Origin of the sequence: Streptomyces sp. NPDC058464 (genome assembly GCF_042721035.1) — a bacterium.
Classification (GTDB): Bacteria; Actinomycetota; Actinomycetes; order Streptomycetales; family Streptomycetaceae; genus Streptomyces.
Genome location: NZ_JBHXMA010000013.1, coordinates 15,415 through 32,154 on the forward strand (window position 1 = coordinate 15,415; position 16,740 = coordinate 32,154).

A 16,740-nucleotide genomic window follows, 5' to 3' on the forward strand; every position below is an offset into this window, starting at 1 on the left:
TGTTTCTTTGGGGGCGCGGGGAACTGCGCGACCAGCCACAACGCACCCGCACCCGCCGACGAGACCTCAAGCCCCCTGACGGAACCGCGTAGTCCGGTGCACCGGATCCGTGTCGATCTTCGGAATCACGTGCTCCCCGATCAACCGGATCGTCTGCAGCGTCTCCTCCTTCGGCACCCCCACCGGCAGCCCGAAGCTCAGCTGGTCCGCCCCCGCCTGCTCCCACCGCTTGCACTGCCGCAGCACCTCGTCCGGGTCGCCGCAGATCAGCAGCTCCTCCTCGACCAGGAGCTCCACGAACTCCGGCGTGTACTCCGGCAGCGTCTCCGGCCACACCGGGAAGCCCTCGGGCCGCGGGAAGGTGTCGTGGTACCGGAACACCAGGGACGGCAGGTAGTGCAGTCCGCCGGAGGCCGCGATCCGGATCGCCTCGTCGTGGGTCGGCGCGCAGATCGCCGTCGTCGTCACCATGACGTTGTCGTTGACGAAGTCCCCGACCGGCTCGGCGTTCACGATCGCCGTCTTGTACTGCTCCAGCACCCACTCCATGTCGGAGACCTTCTGGATGCTGAACCCCAGCACGCCGAGCCCCTTCCTCGCGGCCATGGCGTACGACGGCGGCGACCCGGCCGCGTACCACATCGCGGGGTGCGACTTGCCGTACGGCTTCGGCAGCACCTTCCGCGGCGGCAGCTGCCAGTGCTTGCCCTGGAAGCCGACGTACTCGTCCTGGAGCCACATCTTGGGGAACTCGGCGATGGTCTCCTCCCAGATCTCCTTGGTGTAGTTCATGTCGGTCACACCGGGGATGAATCCGAGGATCTCGTGGGAGCCGGCCCCCCGTCCGCTGCCGAACTCGAAGCGGTTGCCGGTGAGATGGTCGAGCATGGCGACCTTCTCGGCGACCTTCACGGGGTGGTTGACCTGGGCGAGGGGGTTGAAGATCCCGGAGCCGAGGTGGATCCGCTCGGTGGCGTGGGCGAGGTAGCCCAGGTACACGTCGTTGGCGGACAGGTGCGAGTACTCGTCGAGGAAGTGGTGCTCGGAGGCCCAGGCGTACTTGAAGCCGGACTGGTCCGCCTGGATGACGTACTCGGTCTCCTCCATCAGTGCCTTGTGCTCGGCCAGCGGGTCGGTCTCGGCTCGCTTGCCCACGTATCCCTGTACAAAGAGCCCGAATTCCAAGGCGGTTCACCGTCCCAAGTCCAGGTTGTCCCTGTGGTCCTTATGAGTGCTACGACTTTCTGACGTTGCGTCAGAAACGTCAAGAGATGACGGTCCGTCAGATCTCCGTCAGATGACGCTGACCCCGGCCAGCCAGCCCCCGTCGATCACGAACGGCTGCCCGGTGATGTACGACGAGTCGTCCGAGGTCAGGAAGAGCGCCAGCCTGGCCACCTCCTCGGCCCGCCCGATCCGGCCCAGCGGCACGAGCTTGCGGTACAGCTCGTCCAGCGCCCGGCTCATCTCCGCCGGGTCGGCGGTGGGGTCGAGGCGCGCCGGGTTGGACATCGCGGTGTCGATGGCGCCGGGGCAGATCGCGTTGACGCGGATCCGCCGGTCGGCGAGCTCCAGTGCGGCGACCCGGGTGAGCCCGAGCACCGCGTGCTTGGTGGCGGCGTAGGTGCCTACCGCCGCCATCCCGGTCAGCGCGGTGTAGGAGGCCGTGTTGACGATGGTCCCGCCGTCGTCCAGCTCGGGCGCGACCGTCTTCATGCCCAGGAAGCAGCCCACCTGGTTGACCTGCACGACCTGCATGAACTCGGCCAGGGGCGTGTCCACGAGCGCGTTGAAGCGCAGGATGCCCGCGTTGTTCACCAGCCCGTCGAGGCGGCCGTACGCCTTCTTCGCGGCGGCGACGGCGGCCTGCCACTCCGCCTCCACGCCCACGTCCAGGTGGACGTAGGCCGCCCCGATCTCCTTGGCGAGGGCCTCGCCCTGGTCGTCCAGCACATCGGCGACGACGACTCTCGCGCCCTCCGCGACGAAGAGCCGCGCCTCCTGCTCGCCCTGTCCGCGCGCCGCCCCGGTGACGATGACGACCCGCCCGTCCAGCTTGCCCATGCCACTGCCTCCCTCAGGTGAGAAGGGGCGCGACATCCGCCCCGAACGCCTCGATCTGGTCGATGAGTTCGGCCCGGCTCCGGCTGCGGAACCGCACCTGGATCTGGTGCACGCCCATCTCGCCGTAGGCCCGCAGCGACTCGGCGAGGGCCTCGGGGGCACCGCTGAGGGTGCGGCGGCCGACCGCCCAGTCCGGGGTGCCGACGTACAGCGGTTCGGCGATCGCGCCGACGGTGATCGGCTCCCCGATGCCCGCCTCCTCGCGCAGGCGCCGCAGCCGGGCGATCTGCGCCGGAAGCCGGTCCCTCGGGTCGCCCTGCGGGAGCCAGCCGTCACCCTTGAGCGCGGCCCGCCGCACCGCGGCCGGCGAGGACCCGCCGACCCATACCGGCACCCGCTCCTGCGCGGGCCGGGGCCGCTGCCCGAGCCCCTCGAAGTCGTAGAACTTGCCGTGGTGGGTGGGGAACTCATCCGGCCCGAGCGCGGCGCGCAACGCGTCGATCGCCTCGTCGAGCACCGCCCCCCGCTGCCCGAAGTCCACCCCGAGCACCTCGAACTCCTCCGCCACGTGCCCGGCCCCGACCCCGAGGATCAGCCGCCCGCCGGAGAGGTGGTCGAGGGTCGCGTACTGCTTGGCGGAGAGCAGGGGGTGGCGCAGGGCCACGACGGCGACATGGCTGAGCAGCCGTACCCGCTCGGTGACGGCGGCCAGATGGGCGAGGGTGGCCACCGGGTCGTACCAGACCGTACTCATGGCCTCGGCGAGCCGGTGCGGGATCGCCACGTGGTCGCAGACGGCGAGGTACGCGAAGCCCGCGGCCTCGACGGCCCGGGCGATCGCGACGAGGTCCTCGACCCCGGCCCCGGCCTCCCAGCCCTCGGCGTAGATGGTGGACTGGGACTGGACGGGGAGTTGTATCCCGTACGCCGGACGCCCGTCCGGCGGGCCCTGGATGGACACACGCCCTCCTGCAGCTCATGGAATCTGATGGACCGTCACATCAGCTCTGCCGGAGCCATCGTCTTGCCTGACGCTCCGTCAGACAAGAGCCGGGGGCGTTGATCGTACGGTGAAGAATGTCCGCCTCTCTGACTGATTGACCCGGAGTCGTCGTGGTCGTGTCTCAGGCGCGTCACCGGGTGAGGGCGGCCCGACCGGGCCTCGTACTGGCCGGTGACGACCCGGGAGTTCCGGGTCGCATCGGACACGGGGAGACCGAAATGATCCGCAACCGCATCGCCGCGCTGGCCGCCACCGCGGTCGCCGCGTCCCTGCTGCTGACCGCGTGCAACGGCACCGACCAGGCCGCCGACGCCGCCTCGGCGGCCGGGAACGGCGTCGGCGCCGCGCTGCAGAGCCTGCACTTCGGCAGCGGCACCGCGAAGCAGCACAACGCCACCCCGAAGACGGGGGACTGGGCCCCCGCCGCCGGCAAGCCGGCGGTGACCCCGGCCGCCAAGAAGTGGGTGCAGCTGAGCGCGGCCAAGGCGGGGAACCTGAACCCGGTCGTCGTCAACGGTGCGGGCTTCACCCTCTACCGCTTCGACAAGGACACCCCGAACCCGTCCAGGTCCAACTGCAACGACGCGTGCGCGACCACCTGGCCGCCCGTCGTCGTCGCCCCCGGCGGCAAGATCTTCATCGACGGTGTGAAGAAGTCCGCCGTCGGCGTGGTCAAGCGCGCCGACGGCAACCTCCAGGTGACGATCGGCGGCTGGCCGGTCTACCGCTTCAGCAAGGACCTCAAGCCCGGCGACACCAACGGGCAGGGCGTGGGCGGCACCTGGTTCGGCGTGACGCCGGACGGCAGGAAGGCGGGCGTCCAGGACCAGAACCAGGGAGACACCGGGGGCACCGGGACCGGTTCGGCCGCCGCGAGCAGCGTCGTCCTCTCCGACGAGACGAACTTCGGCGACCCCTCCGAGGGCCTGGCCGGCTCCGGCTGCCAGAACGTGGCCCGCGACGACGCCGCCTCCTCCCTCCGGGCGTCCGGAACCCTGAAGATCTGGTCGGAGAAGGACTGCAAGGGCGAGTCCAAGGTGGTCCAGGGCGACATCGCCGACCTGGCGTCAATCGGCTTCGACAACAAGATCTCCTCGGTGTTCTTCGGCTGACGCCGGCAGGCAGGACAGGGCCGTCCCGCGCCCGCGGTCGCGAACCCGGGTGCGGGACGGTCACGGCCGGGCCCTCCCCGTGCGGTGCGGTGCAGGGCCGGGCACGGTCCTCACGAGGCCGTGCCCGGTCCCGCCCACAGTCCGTCCGCCGTCAGCCCCAGCAGGTCGATCGCGTTGCCCCGTACGATCCGCTCCACCGCGTCCGGGGCCAGGTGGCCCATCTGGGCCTCTCCGACCTCCCGGGACTTCGGCCAGGTGGAGTCGGAGTGCGGGTAGTCGGTCTCGTAGAGCACGTTGCCGACGCCGATCGCGTCGAGGTTGCGCAGGCCGAAGGCGTCGTCGAAGAAGCAGCCGTAGACGTGCTCGGCGAACAGCTCGGAGGGCGGGCGGGTGACCTTGTCGGCGACGCCGCCCCAGGCGCGGTTCTCCTCCCAGACGACGTCGGCGCGTTCCAGGATGTAGGGGATCCAGCCGATCTGGCCCTCCGCGTACATCACCTTGAGGTGGGGGAAGCGCTCGAACTTGCCGCTCATCAGCCAGTCGACCATCGAGAAGCAGCAGTTGGCGAAGGTGATGGTGGAACCGACGGCGGGCGGGGCGTCGGCGGAGGTGGAGGGCATCCGGCTGCTGGAGCCGATGTGCATGGCGACGACCGTGCCGGTCTCGTCGCAGGCGGCGAGGAAGGGGTCCCAGTCGTCGGTGTGGACGGAGGGGAGCCCGAGGTGCGGGGGTATCTCGGAGAAGGCGACGGCGCGGACGCCGCGGGCGGCGTTGCGGCGGACCTCGGCGGCGGCCAGTTCGGCATCCCAGAGCGGGATGAGGGCGAGGGGGATCTGACGGCCCTGCGCCAGCGGGCCGCACCACTCCTCGACCATCCAGTCGTTGTACGCCTGCACGCAGAGCAGGGCGAGTTCGCGGTCCTTGGCCTCGGTGAAGGTCTGCCCGCAGAAGCGCGGGAAGGTCGGGAAGCAGAGCGCGGACTGGACGTGGTTGACGTCCATGTCGGCGAGCCGCTGCGGCACGTCGTACGACCCCGCCCGCATCTGCTCGTACGTGATCACTTCGAGCTTGATCTCGTCGCGGGAGTAGCCGACGGCGGTGTCGAGGCGGGTGAGGGGGCGGTGCAGGTCCTCGTAGATCCACCAGTCGCCCGTCGGGCCGTCCTCGCCCGGCCTGCCCATGACCGGCTTGAAGCGGCCGCCGAGGAAGCTCATCTCCCTCAGCGGGGCCCGGACTATGCGGGGCCCGGTGTCCAGGTACTTCTTCGGGAGGCGGGACTGCCAGACGTCCGGCGGCTCCACGGTGTGGTCGTCGACGGAGATGATCAGCGGGAAGGTGCCGTCCTGGGTGTCCATGGCGCTCACGGTAGCGCCGATCTGACGAACCGTCAGCTCTCGGAGTGACGGTTCGTCAGGCGGACGGGCGGCAGTCGCAGGCCGCGTGCCTCGCCAGCACGGCCAGCTCGTCCTCCTCCAGCCTGCGGGTGCGCCGGGCCACCGGGTCGTAGGCGACGCAGGTGCTCACGCAGGTGCAGAACACCCGGTCGCCCCGGGTGATCCGGCTGGTCAGCTCGAAGGAGGTGCGGCGGACGGTACCCACGGTGGTGCTGATGACGGCCGGTTCCGGGCGGAGGTCGAGGGCCTCGGTGTAGTCGAGTTCGTGGCGGGCGTAGATCACCCGGACGCTCACGGCCTGGCCGGGCTGCCCGGGGTGCCCGCGCTGGAGGTAGAAGAAGTCCACGTGGGCGTCCTGGATCATCTCCAGGAGCCGGACGTTGTTCACGTGGTTCATCGGGTCCAGGTCGCTCATCCGGACCGGGCGGCTGTAGAGGTGGGGGCGGTGGTGGTGCGACGGCGCCGCGGCGGGGGCCGTCTGGGCCGGGGCCGTCGGGGCGGCCAGGGCCCTCAGGGTCGCGTGACTCACCGGCCCGCTCCCAGCGCTCCGGGGGCGTCCTCGACGAGGTCCGCTCCGGGGGCGTCCTCGACGAGGTCGGCGGCGAGAGCGTCCTCGACGAGGTCGGCGGCGGCCGGTGCGCCGCCCGCCCGTCCGAGCTCCGTACGCAGGGCGTCGACCCCGGCGCGCACCGCCGGGTCCTCGGCCACCCGCAGCACCGCCTCCCGCAGCGCCCGCGCGGTCACCTGCTCGCGCGGCAGGTGCACGCCCAGCCCGAGCTCCTCGATCCGGCCGGCGTTGACGCGCTGCTCGGCCATCTGCGGGATCGCCACCATCGGCACCCCGTGCTCGACGGCCTCCATCGTGCCGCCCATCCCGGCGTGGGTGACGAAGACGGACGCGTGCGCGAGCACGGCCAGTTGCGGCACGTGCGCGTGCACCTCGAAGTGGGCCGGCAGCGGGCCGAGCACCTCCGAGGTGACGTCCGGGCCGACGGCCATCACGACGTGCAGCGGGAGGTCGCCGAAGGCCTCGACGCACGCCCGGTAGAACTCCGGGCGCCGGGTGAACTGGGAGCCCAGGGAGACCAGCAGCACCGGCACGTCGGGGCGGGGCGGCTGCCAGGAGCCCTGGTAGGAGCGGTCGCCGAGGGCGGGGCCGACGTAGGCGACACGGCCGGCGGCAACCGTGTCGGCCCGGCGCTGGAAGGCGCGGGGCAGGAAGGCGATCGCCTGCTCGGGCCGCTCGACCTCGTGGATGCGGGCGGGGTCGAGACCGTGCTCGGTGAAGGCGGCGGCCAGGGCGTCGTACCCGGGGAGTTCGGCGAGGCCGCCGGCGCCGTCGAAGAACTCGGGGAACAGGCCGTCGTAGGCCATGTGCGTGGGTGAGCACAGGACCGTCGGCACGCCCCAGCGGGCGCCGAGCAGCAGGCCCGCGAAGCCGTAGACGTCGTACAGGACCAGGTCGGGGCGGTCGTGTTCGTACGCCCTGGTCAGCGCGGGGAGGGAGCCGAGCGAGGCGTGGACGGCGCGGGCGAAGCCCTCCGCGAGGCGCTCGGGCGCGTCCGAGCCGTCGCTCTCCACCGGGTAGACGACGGGCTCGGCGCCGGCCGCCTTCACCGCGTGCGTGAACTCCTCGGTGATGGCGTACGTGACCCGGTGGCCCCGGCGCACCAGCTCCTCCACCACTCCCAGGGTCGGGTTCACATGCCCCTGCATCGGCAGGTTCACCAGGGCGATGTGCGCCGGCCGCGCACGGCGGTGCGGGGGCGCGGAGGAGGGGGCGGCGGAGCTGGTGCCAGGCACGATGAGCGTTTCCTGTTCCTGAGCGGCGTCGGGGCGCCCGTCGGTTGGCGGGGACCGTGGGTGTGGGGAGACGGGCATCGGTACAACGACGCCGCCCCGCCTCACGCGACTGGCAACGGGCGGGAAACAACCCCTTCGTGGTGACTTACGGGGCGACGGGTTGACCGGGTGGGGGTGGGAGCAGGGGGTGTGGGGCGGGCGGACGGGCGGGACCGGGGGCGTGGGCAGGGGTTGCGCGGACGCAGACGGTGGGCTGACGTGACCGGGGGCGTGGGCGGCTGCCGGGCGCGGGCCGCGGCGGGCGTGACCGGGGGTCGTGGGCGGGCGTTGGGCGGCGTAGGGACCGCCGTCCGCCACGAGCGGCGCAGGGACCGCCGTCCGCCACGACAGGAGCCGCCTCATGCCCGGACCGCATCTGCCCTTCATGGAGGAGGGGATGGCCCGCTGGCCGTTCGGCCCGCCCAACGCCGGGATCGCGCTGGACTTCACCGGGCCGCCTCCCCAACTCGCCGAACTGCACACGCTGGTGCGGGAACGGTGGGCCGGGCTGCCGCGGCTGGCCGGGCAGTTGGTACGGGACGAGCGGCGGCCGCTGTCGGGATGGTCGCGCCGGCACCGCTGGGAGACGCCGGCCGCCGGCCACGACCCCGCCGGGCAGGTCCGCGACACGGGCACGGCGACGCTCCAGGACGCCGTACGGGACTGGTTCCACCGCCCGTTCCCCGGCGGCGAACCGCCCTGGAACCTCCATCTCCTCCACGACCCCTCGGCAGCCGGGTTCACCCTCCTCTTCCGCATGCACCACAGCCTGCTCGACGGCCGGTCGCTGACCACCCTGCTGCGCGCCCTCCTGGACGGCTGCGGCCCGGTGGACGCCGGCGCCGCGGCGGCCGGTCCGGGCGAGCTGCGCCGGGCCCCCGCGGCCGGCGGCCAACCGGGCCTGCTGGCCGCCGGCCTGGCGGTGCCACTGCCCGGGAAGGGCGAGCGGCGGACCGCGTACGCGGTCCTGGACCTGCCCGCGGAGCTGGTGCGGGCCGCGCGGCGGCACCCCGGGGCGACCACCAACACCGTGTTCCTGGCGGCCGTCTCCGGCGTGCTGCGCTCCTGCCTGCTGACCGCCGGCCCCGTCGACCTCACCCAGGGCGCCGAGGCCGCCGAAGCCGCCGGACCGGTGTGGCTGTCGGTCCCGGTGGACCAACGCCCCGCCGACCGCGGCGACTTCCTCGGCAACGCGTTCTGCAACGTCCGGCTGCCCGCACCCGTCACCCTGCCCGACCCCACCGCCCGGCTCCGGGCCTGCGCCGGACTCCTCACCACCGTCACCCGCCCCCTCGGCAGGGCGGAGAAACTGCTCGAGTCGGCCGTCACCGCTCTCCCCGGCCCCGCCCAGGCACTCGCCCGCGGCCGCCTCTTCGCCCCCGCCTACGCCCCCGCCGCCTGCACCTACGTCCACCTGCGCGAGACCGGCCGCACCCTGGCGGGCCGCCCGCTGCACCGGATCAGCCTGGTCCCCATGATCCCGCCGGACGACACGGTCACCTTCGCCCTGGGCGGCTGCGCCCGCGGCCACACCGTGAGCGTGTTCACCAACTCCGGTGCCGAGGACGCGGACCTGCTCGCGGAGTCGTTCCGGCACGAGCTGGTCCTGCTCGCGGAGTCCGGCGGGTGAGGATTGCGTGTCGCCTTGCAATCGGTATCTCCCCCGGCTGACGCAAGCCGCCCGGACAAGGCAGACTGACGGGGTGAAGCGGGATGTCTAGGGGGACGGGCATGGACGGTGGACCACGGGTGCCGGAGCAGCGGCGCGCCCCCTCCCCGGCGGAGGCGGCGGCGTTGCGCTTCAGTGTGCTCGGTCCGGTGCGCGCCTGGCGGGCCGAGGAGCCGCTCAACACCGGCTCCCCCCAGCAACGCGCCCTGCTCGCGGCCCTGTTGCTGCGCGAGGGCCGCACGGCCACCGCAGCCGAGCTGATCGACGCCCTGTGGGGCCCGGAGCCGCCCTCGCAGGCGCTGGCGGCGGTACGGACGTACGCGTCCCGGCTGCGGAAGGTCCTGGACCCCGGCGTCCTGGTGAGCGAGTCCGGCGGATACGCGGTGCGCGGCCTCGGCGAGGACGCCCTGGACCTGACGACGGCGCAGAACCTGGCGGCGGAGGCGGAGAAGGCGAAGAACGGCGGCGATCTGCACCAGGCACGGGAGGTGCTCGGGCGGGCGCTGGCCCAGTGGGACGGCGAGCCGCTGGCCGGGGTGCCGGGGCCGTACGCGGAGACCCAGCGAGTCCGCCTGGAGGAGCTGCGGCTCCAACTCCTGGAATCCCGGCTCGACATGGACCTGGAGCAGGGCTGCCACGCGGAGGCGGTGTCGGAGCTGACGGCCCTCACGGCGGCGCATCCCCTGCGCGAACGCCTCCGTGAACTCCTCATGCTCGCCCTGTACCGCAGCGGCCGCCAGGCGGAGGCCCTCGCGGTGTACGCGGACACCCGCCGGCTGCTCGCCGAGGAGCTCGGCGTCGACCCGCGCCCGGGCCTGCGGGACCTGCAGCAGCGGATCCTGCAGGCCGACCCGGCCCTGGCGGAGCCCTCGGCCCCGGCGGCGGAGCCCGCCGCCGTCCAGGTCCGCCCCGCCCAACTCCCCGCCACCGTGCCCGACTTCACCGGCCGCGCCGGCTTCGTCACCGAGCTGGGCGAGGTGCTGGCCTCGGCCGAGGGCCGGGTGATGGCCGTGTCGGCGCTGGCGGGCATCGGCGGCGTCGGCAAGACGACCCTCGCCGTGCACGTCGCCCACCAGGCCCGGTCGGCCTTCCCCGACGGCCAGTTGTACGTGGACCTCCAGGGCGCGGGCCCCCGGGCAGCGGAACCGGAAACGGTCCTGGGCTCCTTCCTGCGCGCCCTGGGCACGCCGGACTCGTCCGTCCCCGACTCGCTGGAGGACCGGGCGGCCCTGTACCGCTCGGTCCTGGACGGCCGCCGCGTCCTCGTCCTGCTCGACAACGCGAAGGACGCGGCCCAGGTGCGCCCCCTGCTCCCCGGCACGGAGGGCTGCGCGGCGCTGGTCACCTCGCGCGTCCGGATGGTCGACCTCGCCGGGGCCCATCTGGTGGACCTGGACGTGATGTCCCCGGACGAGGCCCTGCAGCTGTTCACGAAGATCGTCGGTGCGGAGCGGGTGGCCGCGGAGCGGGAGGCGGCCCTGGACGTGGTCGCCGCGTGCGGGTTCCTCCCCCTCGCCATCCGGATCGCCGCGTCCCGTCTCGCGGCCCGCCGCACCTGGACGGTCTCGGTGCTGGCGGCGAAGCTCGCCGACGAGCGCCGGCGCCTGGACGAACTCCAGGCCGGCGACCTCGCGGTGAAGGCGACCTTCGAACTGGGCTACGGCGCCCTGGACCCGGCCCAGGCACGGGCGTTCCGCCTGCTCGGGCTGGCGGACGGGCCGGACATCTCGCTGGCCGCCGCCGCGGCCGCACTCGCTCTGCCGGTGGAGACGACCGAGGACCTGCTGGAGTCCCTCGTCGACACCTCGCTCCTGGAATCGGCGGCTCCGGGCCGCTACCGCTTCCACGACCTCGTACGGCTCTACGCGCGTGCCTGCGCCGAACGGGACGAACAGCCGCCCGGCGAGCGGGAGTCGGCGATGTCCCGGCTCCTGGACTTCTATCTGGCGACGGCGGCGGCGGTGTACGCGATCGAGCGGCCGGGGGACCGGCTGGTGGAGCACCTCGAGACCACCGAGTACCCGGGGCTGGCGTTCCAGGACCGCCACCGTGCGCAGGACTGGCTCTACGCGGAGGCGATGACTCTGCTGGCCTGCGTCCGGCAGTCGACGGCGCCCGGCCTGCTGAGGCGGGCCGTGGACCTGTTGTGGGCAGCCGTGGACCTCACCGAGTCCGGTGCCAACTCCCGGGAGTACGAGGCGACGGCCGCCGCCATGCGGGACGCGGCGCACGCCGCGGCGGACGTGCGGACGGAGGGCCGCGCGCTCGTCACCCTGGCCAACGGGCACCACCTGATCGGCCGCTTCGAACTCGCCAACGAGCAGGCGAGCGAGGCGGTCCGGCTCGCGGACGCGGCGGGCGACCCGCTGCCCGGCTGCTGGGCGTCCAACATGCTGGGCATCATCGCGCTGTACCACAACAGGCTGGAGGACGGCGAGGCCCACCTCACCCGCGCCATCGACAGCTTCCGCGCCTGCGGCGACGGACCCGGCGAGGCCAGCGCGCTCTGCAACCTCTCCCGGATCCACCTGGCGATGGGGCGGACCGCGAGCGCGGTCTCCCTGGCGCAGCAGGGGACCCGCATGTACGACGCCATGGGGCACGCGCTGAAGGGTGCCAACGGCCGGTACGCGCTGGGTCTCGCGCTCACCCAGGGCGGTCAGTACGACCAGGCCGCCGAGCGTCTCCAGGAGGCCCTGGAGGTGTTCCGGGACAGCCGGATGCGGCTCTGGGAGGGGATGTCCCTGTTCCGGCTCGCCGAACTCGACCTCGCGGCGGAGCGGCCCGCGCAGGCCGCGACCAACGCCGAGACGGCCCTCACCCTGCTGCGCGGGATCGGCGGCGAGTGGCGGCGCGGGAACGTGCTGACGGTACTCGGCCGGGCCCTGAGCCTGATCGGGCACCCGGGCCGGGCGCAGGTGTGCTGGCGGGAGGCGCTCACCATCTTCGAAGGGCTCGGGTCCGCCGAGGCCGAAGAGGTGAAGTCCCTGCTCAGGCCGAGTGCCGTTGCCTGAGCCCGGGCGCCCCCGGAGAGCGGGCACCGGCGCCCGGCGGGCGTTCATCATTCGTTTATCGCCACCCGGCACTCTCGTCGTGTCGATCCGTCGCGTCGGGGGGCAGACGGTTCGGCCAGGGGCCGCGTCTTAAGGTGTAGCGGCCCGGAAGCGTCCGCCCGGCGACCCTACGGGGGAGTCGCCGGGCGGGCCTTCCCACCCACAGCGTCAAGAACATCCAGGGGAGCGAATCATGAGCGACGAGACGACGACGGCCGAGGCCGAGGCCGCGACCATCGAGGACACCGAGATCACCACGCTGAACAGCCACGCCACCAGCGAGCCGCTCAGCGCCACGATCCTCAAGGCGGACGCCGAGGACACCGCGGTCACGCCGGACAACTCGCACGCCACGGACGAGACCGCCTGACCGGACCACACCGAGACGGGGAAGGCCGCGGCGGCGCGGAGGGGGAGCCGCCGCGGCCTCGGTGTGTCCGGCGCAGGAGTCCGGACCACCCGTGTTCCCGGCGGCATGCTCCACCGTCCGGCCCGCCCGATGGGCTACGGCCTCGGCCCGCCGCCCCGCAGCTCCCCCTTCACCACCTTCCCGCTCGCGTTCCGCGGGAGTTCCGTCACGAAGGCCACCGTCCTCGGGACCTTGTAGTTCGCCATCTCGCGGCGGGACCAGGCGATGAGGTCGTCGGCTGTCAGGACCGCGCCCGGGCGGCGGACCACGAACGCCTTGCCGACCTCGCCCAGGCGGCCGTCCGGGACGCCGATCACGGCCACGTCGGCCACATCGGGGTGCAGGCCCAGGAGTTGCTCTATCTCCGCCGGGTAGGCGTTGAAGCCGCCGACGATGAACATGTCCTTCAGGCGGTCGGTGATGCGGAGGTTGCCGGCCGGGTCGAGGACGCCGATGTCTCCGGTGCGCAGCCAGCCGTCCGCCGTCAGGGTGCCGGCCGTCGCCGCCGGGTCCTCGTAGTAGCCGCGCATGACGTTGAAGCCGCGGACCAGGACCTCCCCGGGTTCGCCGGGCGGTGCGTCCACCCGTACCTCCGTGCCGGGGATCGCCCGGCCCGACGTGGCCGCGATCACCGTCGGGTCGTCGCCCCGGCGGCACATCGTCACGATCCCGCTCGCCTCCGAGAGGCCGTACGCCGTCAGGACCGTCTCGACGCCGAGTTCGCCGCGCAGGCGCTCCACGAGGAGCAGGGGTACGACGGCCGCGCCCGTCACCACCAGGCGCAGGGCGGAGAGGTCGTGGGTGTCGCGGGCCGGGTGGTCGAGGAGGGACTGGTGGAGGGTCGGGGGGCCGGGGAGGACCGACACCCGTTCCGACGCGACGTTCGCGAGGACCGTCGCCACGTTGAACACCGGCTGCGGGATCATCGTCGCCCCGCGCATCAGGCAGGCGATCACCCCGGCCTTGTAGCCGAAGGTGTGGAAGAAGGGGTTGACGATCAGGTAGCGGTCGCCGGTGCGCAGGCCCGCCAGGTCGGCCCAGATCTCGTACCCGCGGAGGGTCTGGGCATGCGTGATCATCGCGCCCTTCGGGCGGCCCGTCGTACCGGACGTGAAGACGATGTCGGAGAGGCAGGAACCGTCCAGCCCGCCCGCCCGGGCCGCGACCTCGCCCGCCCCCACCCCCTCCCCGGACGCCAGGAAGTCCTTCCAGGTGCGGAAGTCCGCCGGGGCGTCGTCCGACAGCACCACCACGTCCCGGAGGGAGGGCAGCCCCGGCAGCGGGCCCCGGCCGCCCCCCTCCCCCGCCGCCCTCCGCAGCGACGCCACGTACGAGGTCCCCAGGAAGGTGCCCGTCACGAACAGCAGCCGGGCCCCGCTGCGGCGCAGCACGTCCGCCGCCTCCGTCCCCTTGAAGCGGGTGTTCAGCGGGACCAGCACCCCGCCCGCCGACACCGCGCCCAGCGCCGCGACGATCCAGTCCAGGGAGTTCGGCGCCCAGATGCCGACCCGGTCGCCCGTCCCGACGCCGGAGGCGATGCACGCGGCCGCCGCCCGTTCCACCCGGGCGCCCAGTTCCGCGTACGTGATCCGGGTCCGGCCGTCCACCACCGCCTCGACGTCCGCGTACCGCTTCGCCGCCGACCGCACCAGCCCCGGAACGGTCCCCCACTCCATGTCACCGCGCACAACCGGCCTCCCCGGACGCATAGCTGACTGTCCGTCAGATTAGCTGTAGCCTGACGCCCTGTCAGCAAGCCGCGACAGCCGTGGAGGTGCGGGTGCATGGCCGGTCTCAGGGGGATCAAGGGCATCAAGGACGCCACCGCCGTCGTCGGGATCGGGCAGACACCCTTCGCCAAACGGCTCGACGAGGACGAGAAGACCCTCGCCTGCCGGGCCGTCCTCGCCGCCCTCGACGACGCCGGCATCGCGCCCGGCGAGGTCGACGCGCTCGCCTCCTTCACCATGGAGGAGACCGACGAGGTGGAGCTGGCGAAGGCGGTCGGCTTCGGTGACCTGACCTTCTTCAGCAAGGTGGGGTACGGCGGGGGCGGCTCCTGTGCCACCGTCGCGCACCTCGCCGCCGCGATCGCGAGCGGGCAGGCGACGGTGGGGGTGGCGTGGCGGTCGCGGAAGCGGGGCAGCGGGCCCCGGCCGTGGACCAACACCGCCGTCCAGCTCCCGACCCCCGCCCAGTGGACCCGCCCCTTCGGCCTCCTCCGGCCCGCCGACGAGATAGCCATGCTCACGCGCCGCTACATGCACGAGTACGGCGCCACCCGGGATCACCTGTTCAACGTCGCCCTCGCCTGCCGCAACCGGGCCAACCAGAACCCGGCGGCGGTGATGTACGAACGGCCCCTCACCCGCGAGATGTACATGACCTCCCGGTGGATCAGCAAGCCCCTCTGCCTCTTCGACAACTGCCTGGAGACGGACGGCGCGCTGGCCTGTGTGGTCGTGAGCAGCGAGCGTGCCCGGGACTGCCGGCGGACCCCCGTCTACGTCCACTCCGCCGCCCAGGGCCTCCCCGCCCAGCACCACGGCATGGTCAACTACTGGAACGACGACCCCCTCACCGGCCCCGCCTGGACCGCCGCCCGCCACCTGTGGAAGCACGCCGACCTCACCCCGGAGGACGTCGACGTCGCCCAGATCTACGACGCCTTCACCGCCCTGATCCCCCTCTCCCTTGAGGGCTATGGCTTCTGCGGTCGTGGGGAGGGCGGGGCGTTCACGGAGGGGGGCGCGCTGGAGATCGGCGGGCGGCTGCCGCTCAACACCGGGGGCGGCGGGCTCAGCGAGGCCTACGTGCACGGGTTCAACCTCATCACCGAGGGCGTCAAGCAGCTGCGCGGCACCAGCACCGCCCAGGTTCCCGGCGCCGCCACCTGCCTGGTCACCGCCGGCGAGGGCGTCCCGACCTCCGCCCTCCTCCTCACCAACCGGAGCTGAGATGCTGCGACCGGTCACCGACACCGACGGCGCCCCCTTCTGGGAGTACGCGGCCCGCGGCGAACTCCGCGTACAGGCCTGCGGCGAGTGCGGGGAACCCCGCTTCCCGCCCCGCCCGTGCTGCCCGCACTGCCAGTCCTTCGCGAGCGAGTGGCGGCCGACGAGCGGGCGGGGGCGGATCTGGTCGTACGTCGTCCCGCACCCGCCGCTGCTCCCCGAGTACGCGGCGCAGGCGCCGTACAACGTCGTGGTCGTGGAGCTGGACGACGCGCCCCGGGTGCGGATGGTGGGGAACGTGGTGAGCGGGGCGGGCGCTCCCCTCGACTCCCTTCCCCCGGACCGGATCCGGATCGGCGCCCGGGTGCAGGCGGTCTTCGCGGACGGTCTGCCGCAGTGGGTCCTGGAGCGGCCGTGAGCCTGCGTCTGGACACGGACAAGGAGAGCGGGGTCGCCGTCCTCACCCTCGACCGCCCCGAGCGGCTCAACGCCATCGACCTCGCGACCGCCACCGAACTCACCTCTGCCTGGCGGGCGTTGCGCTTCGACGACACCGTACGGGCCGTCGTCCTCACCGGCGCCGGCGGGCGGGCCTTCAGCACCGGCCTGGACCGGGACGCCGTCGTGCCGCAGCCGTCCTCCCCTTACAGCCAGGACGATCCGCTGATCGCGATCGGGCCGAAGTCGAACGACCTGTGGAAGCCGGTGATCGCCGCGGTGGCCGGGATGGCCTGCGGAGGTGCCTTCTACCTCCTCGGCGAGTGCGACTTCGTCATCGCCGACGAGACCGCGGCCTTCTTCGACCCGCACACCTCCTACGGCATGGTCAGCGCGTACGAGTCGGTGCTGATGGCACAGCGGATGCCGTACGGGGAGGTGGCGCGGATGGTGCTGATGGGCAACGCCGAGCGGGTCTCCGTCCGGCGGGCGTACGAGGTGGGGCTGGTGTCGGAAGTGACGGCCGCGGGGGAGGCGTTGGACGCCGCCGTGCGGTGCGCCGCCGTCGTCGCCGGGTATCCGACCGAGGGGGTGCAGGGCAGCGTGCGGGCGCTGTGGGCGGCGAAGGAGGCGGGCCGGGAGCGGGGCTTCGCCCAGGCGCCGCACCTGATCTCGCTGGGCAACCTGCCCGGCGAGCGGCAGGCGGAGCTGTTCGCCGGCCGGCCACGCACGACCCCCCGGATCCGCTGAGGCACCGCGTGGCGGCGCGGGGCGCCCGGGCGTAGCGTTCGCTTTGGGAGCC

General features: G+C 73.1%; 13 protein-coding genes and 1 pseudogene. 7 read left to right on the forward strand and 7 right to left on the reverse strand.

Going from position 1 to position 16,740, the window contains the following annotated elements; all coding sequences use genetic code 11:
• Window positions 1-66 precede the first annotated feature (66 nt).
• The 3 genes from ACFWPQ_RS18775 to ACFWPQ_RS18785 all read right to left on the reverse strand — a co-directional run bounded on the left by ACFWPQ_RS18775 (window position 67) and on the right by ACFWPQ_RS18785 (window position 3,019).
• Window positions 67-1,185 carry an LLM class flavin-dependent oxidoreductase gene (locus tag ACFWPQ_RS18775; protein ID WP_350788682.1) on the reverse strand — a complete coding sequence of 373 codons (1,119 nt, stop codon included), beginning with the start codon at window positions 1,183-1,185 and terminating at the stop codon, window positions 67-69.
• A gap of 108 nt (window positions 1,186-1,293) precedes the next feature.
• Window positions 1,294-2,064, reverse strand: a complete 771-nt coding sequence (locus ACFWPQ_RS18780; protein ID WP_384035471.1) for an SDR family NAD(P)-dependent oxidoreductase — start codon at window positions 2,062-2,064, stop codon at window positions 1,294-1,296.
• Between the two features lie 13 nt (window positions 2,065-2,077).
• Complete coding sequence (locus ACFWPQ_RS18785; RefSeq protein WP_384035909.1) at window positions 2,078-3,019, reverse strand: LLM class F420-dependent oxidoreductase; 942 nt, start codon at window positions 3,017-3,019, stop codon at window positions 2,078-2,080.
• Window positions 3,020-3,285: 266 nt separating this feature from the next.
• Here ACFWPQ_RS18785 and ACFWPQ_RS18790 point away from each other — a divergent pair, with 266 nt between their 5' ends.
• On the forward strand, window positions 3,286-4,179 hold the full coding sequence (locus ACFWPQ_RS18790; protein WP_384035474.1) for a hypothetical protein: 894 nt from the start codon (window positions 3,286-3,288) through the stop codon (window positions 4,177-4,179).
• Window positions 4,180-4,289: 110 nt separating this feature from the next.
• Here ACFWPQ_RS18790 and ACFWPQ_RS18795 read toward each other — a convergent pair whose 3' ends face one another.
• The 3 genes and pseudogenes from ACFWPQ_RS18795 to ACFWPQ_RS18805 all read right to left on the reverse strand — a co-directional run.
• Window positions 4,290-5,534, reverse strand: coding sequence for an amidohydrolase family protein (locus ACFWPQ_RS18795; RefSeq protein ID WP_384035477.1), 1,245 nt, complete (start codon window positions 5,532-5,534; stop codon window positions 4,290-4,292).
• 55 nt (window positions 5,535-5,589) lie between these two features.
• On the reverse strand, window positions 5,590-6,102 hold the full coding sequence (locus tag ACFWPQ_RS18800; protein WP_384035479.1) for an acyl-CoA thioesterase: 513 nt from the start codon (window positions 6,100-6,102) through the stop codon (window positions 5,590-5,592).
• Window positions 6,103-6,173: 71 nt separating this feature from the next.
• A pseudogene (locus ACFWPQ_RS18805) lies at window positions 6,174-7,289 on the reverse strand (macrolide family glycosyltransferase); the annotation flags it as partial.
• Between the two features lie 487 nt (window positions 7,290-7,776).
• Here ACFWPQ_RS18805 and ACFWPQ_RS18810 point away from each other — a divergent pair.
• The 3 genes from ACFWPQ_RS18810 to ACFWPQ_RS18820 all read left to right on the forward strand — a co-directional run bounded on the left by ACFWPQ_RS18810 (window position 7,777) and on the right by ACFWPQ_RS18820 (window position 12,507).
• Complete coding sequence (locus ACFWPQ_RS18810; protein WP_384035482.1) at window positions 7,777-9,045, forward strand: hypothetical protein; 1,269 nt, start codon at window positions 7,777-7,779, stop codon at window positions 9,043-9,045.
• 101 nt (window positions 9,046-9,146) lie between these two features.
• Entirely contained in the window at window positions 9,147-12,098 is a 2,952-nt protein-coding gene (locus tag ACFWPQ_RS18815; protein ID WP_384035485.1) for a BTAD domain-containing putative transcriptional regulator, read from the forward strand.
• A gap of 232 nt (window positions 12,099-12,330) precedes the next feature.
• The gene (locus ACFWPQ_RS18820; RefSeq protein ID WP_384035487.1) at window positions 12,331-12,507 is read left to right on the forward strand and encodes a hypothetical protein; all 177 of its coding nucleotides are present in this window, start codon (window positions 12,331-12,333) and stop codon (window positions 12,505-12,507) included.
• Between the two features lie 134 nt (window positions 12,508-12,641).
• Here the strand turns inward: ACFWPQ_RS18820 and ACFWPQ_RS18825 are convergent, their stop codons facing one another.
• A complete protein-coding gene (locus ACFWPQ_RS18825; RefSeq protein WP_384035911.1) occupies window positions 12,642-14,222 on the reverse strand; it encodes a FadD3 family acyl-CoA ligase in 1,581 nt (526 codons plus the stop codon).
• A gap of 108 nt (window positions 14,223-14,330) precedes the next feature.
• Here ACFWPQ_RS18825 and ACFWPQ_RS18830 point away from each other — a divergent pair, with 108 nt between their 5' ends.
• Genes ACFWPQ_RS18830 through ACFWPQ_RS18840 form a run of 3 tightly spaced genes read left to right on the forward strand, consistent with a single transcriptional unit; the run spans window position 14,331 to window position 16,688 of the window.
• Window positions 14,331-15,503: a lipid-transfer protein gene (locus ACFWPQ_RS18830; RefSeq protein ID WP_384035490.1), complete on the forward strand. Its 1,173-nt coding sequence runs from the start codon at window positions 14,331-14,333 to the stop codon at window positions 15,501-15,503.
• Between the two features lies 1 nt (window position 15,504).
• Entirely contained in the window at window positions 15,505-15,918 is a 414-nt protein-coding gene (locus tag ACFWPQ_RS18835) for a Zn-ribbon domain-containing OB-fold protein (RefSeq protein ID WP_384035493.1), read from the forward strand.
• Complete coding sequence (locus tag ACFWPQ_RS18840; protein WP_384035495.1) at window positions 15,915-16,688, forward strand: enoyl-CoA hydratase/isomerase family protein; 774 nt, start codon at window positions 15,915-15,917, stop codon at window positions 16,686-16,688. The genes ACFWPQ_RS18835 and ACFWPQ_RS18840 overlap by 4 nt, the downstream gene beginning before the upstream one ends.
• Window positions 16,689-16,740: the final 52 nt, after the last annotated feature.

Coding starts and splice junctions, on each gene's coding strand:
- ACFWPQ_RS18825 (WP_384035911.1), bottom strand. CDS start 14,222: ATGGAGTGGGGGACCGTTCCGGGGCTGGTGCGGTCGGCGGCGAAGCGG.
- ACFWPQ_RS18830 (WP_384035490.1), top strand. CDS start 14,331: ATGGCCGGTCTCAGGGGGATCAAGGGCATCAAGGACGCCACCGCCGTC.
- ACFWPQ_RS18835 (WP_384035493.1), top strand. CDS start 15,505: ATGCTGCGACCGGTCACCGACACCGACGGCGCCCCCTTCTGGGAGTAC.
- ACFWPQ_RS18810 (WP_384035482.1), top strand. CDS start 7,777: ATGCCCGGACCGCATCTGCCCTTCATGGAGGAGGGGATGGCCCGCTGG.
- ACFWPQ_RS18815 (WP_384035485.1), top strand. CDS start 9,147: ATGGACGGTGGACCACGGGTGCCGGAGCAGCGGCGCGCCCCCTCCCCG.
- ACFWPQ_RS18795 (WP_384035477.1), bottom strand. CDS start 5,534: ATGGACACCCAGGACGGCACCTTCCCGCTGATCATCTCCGTCGACGAC.
- ACFWPQ_RS18780 (WP_384035471.1), bottom strand. CDS start 2,064: ATGGGCAAGCTGGACGGGCGGGTCGTCATCGTCACCGGGGCGGCGCGC.
- ACFWPQ_RS18790 (WP_384035474.1), top strand. CDS start 3,286: ATGATCCGCAACCGCATCGCCGCGCTGGCCGCCACCGCGGTCGCCGCG.
- ACFWPQ_RS18820 (WP_384035487.1), top strand. CDS start 12,331: ATGAGCGACGAGACGACGACGGCCGAGGCCGAGGCCGCGACCATCGAG.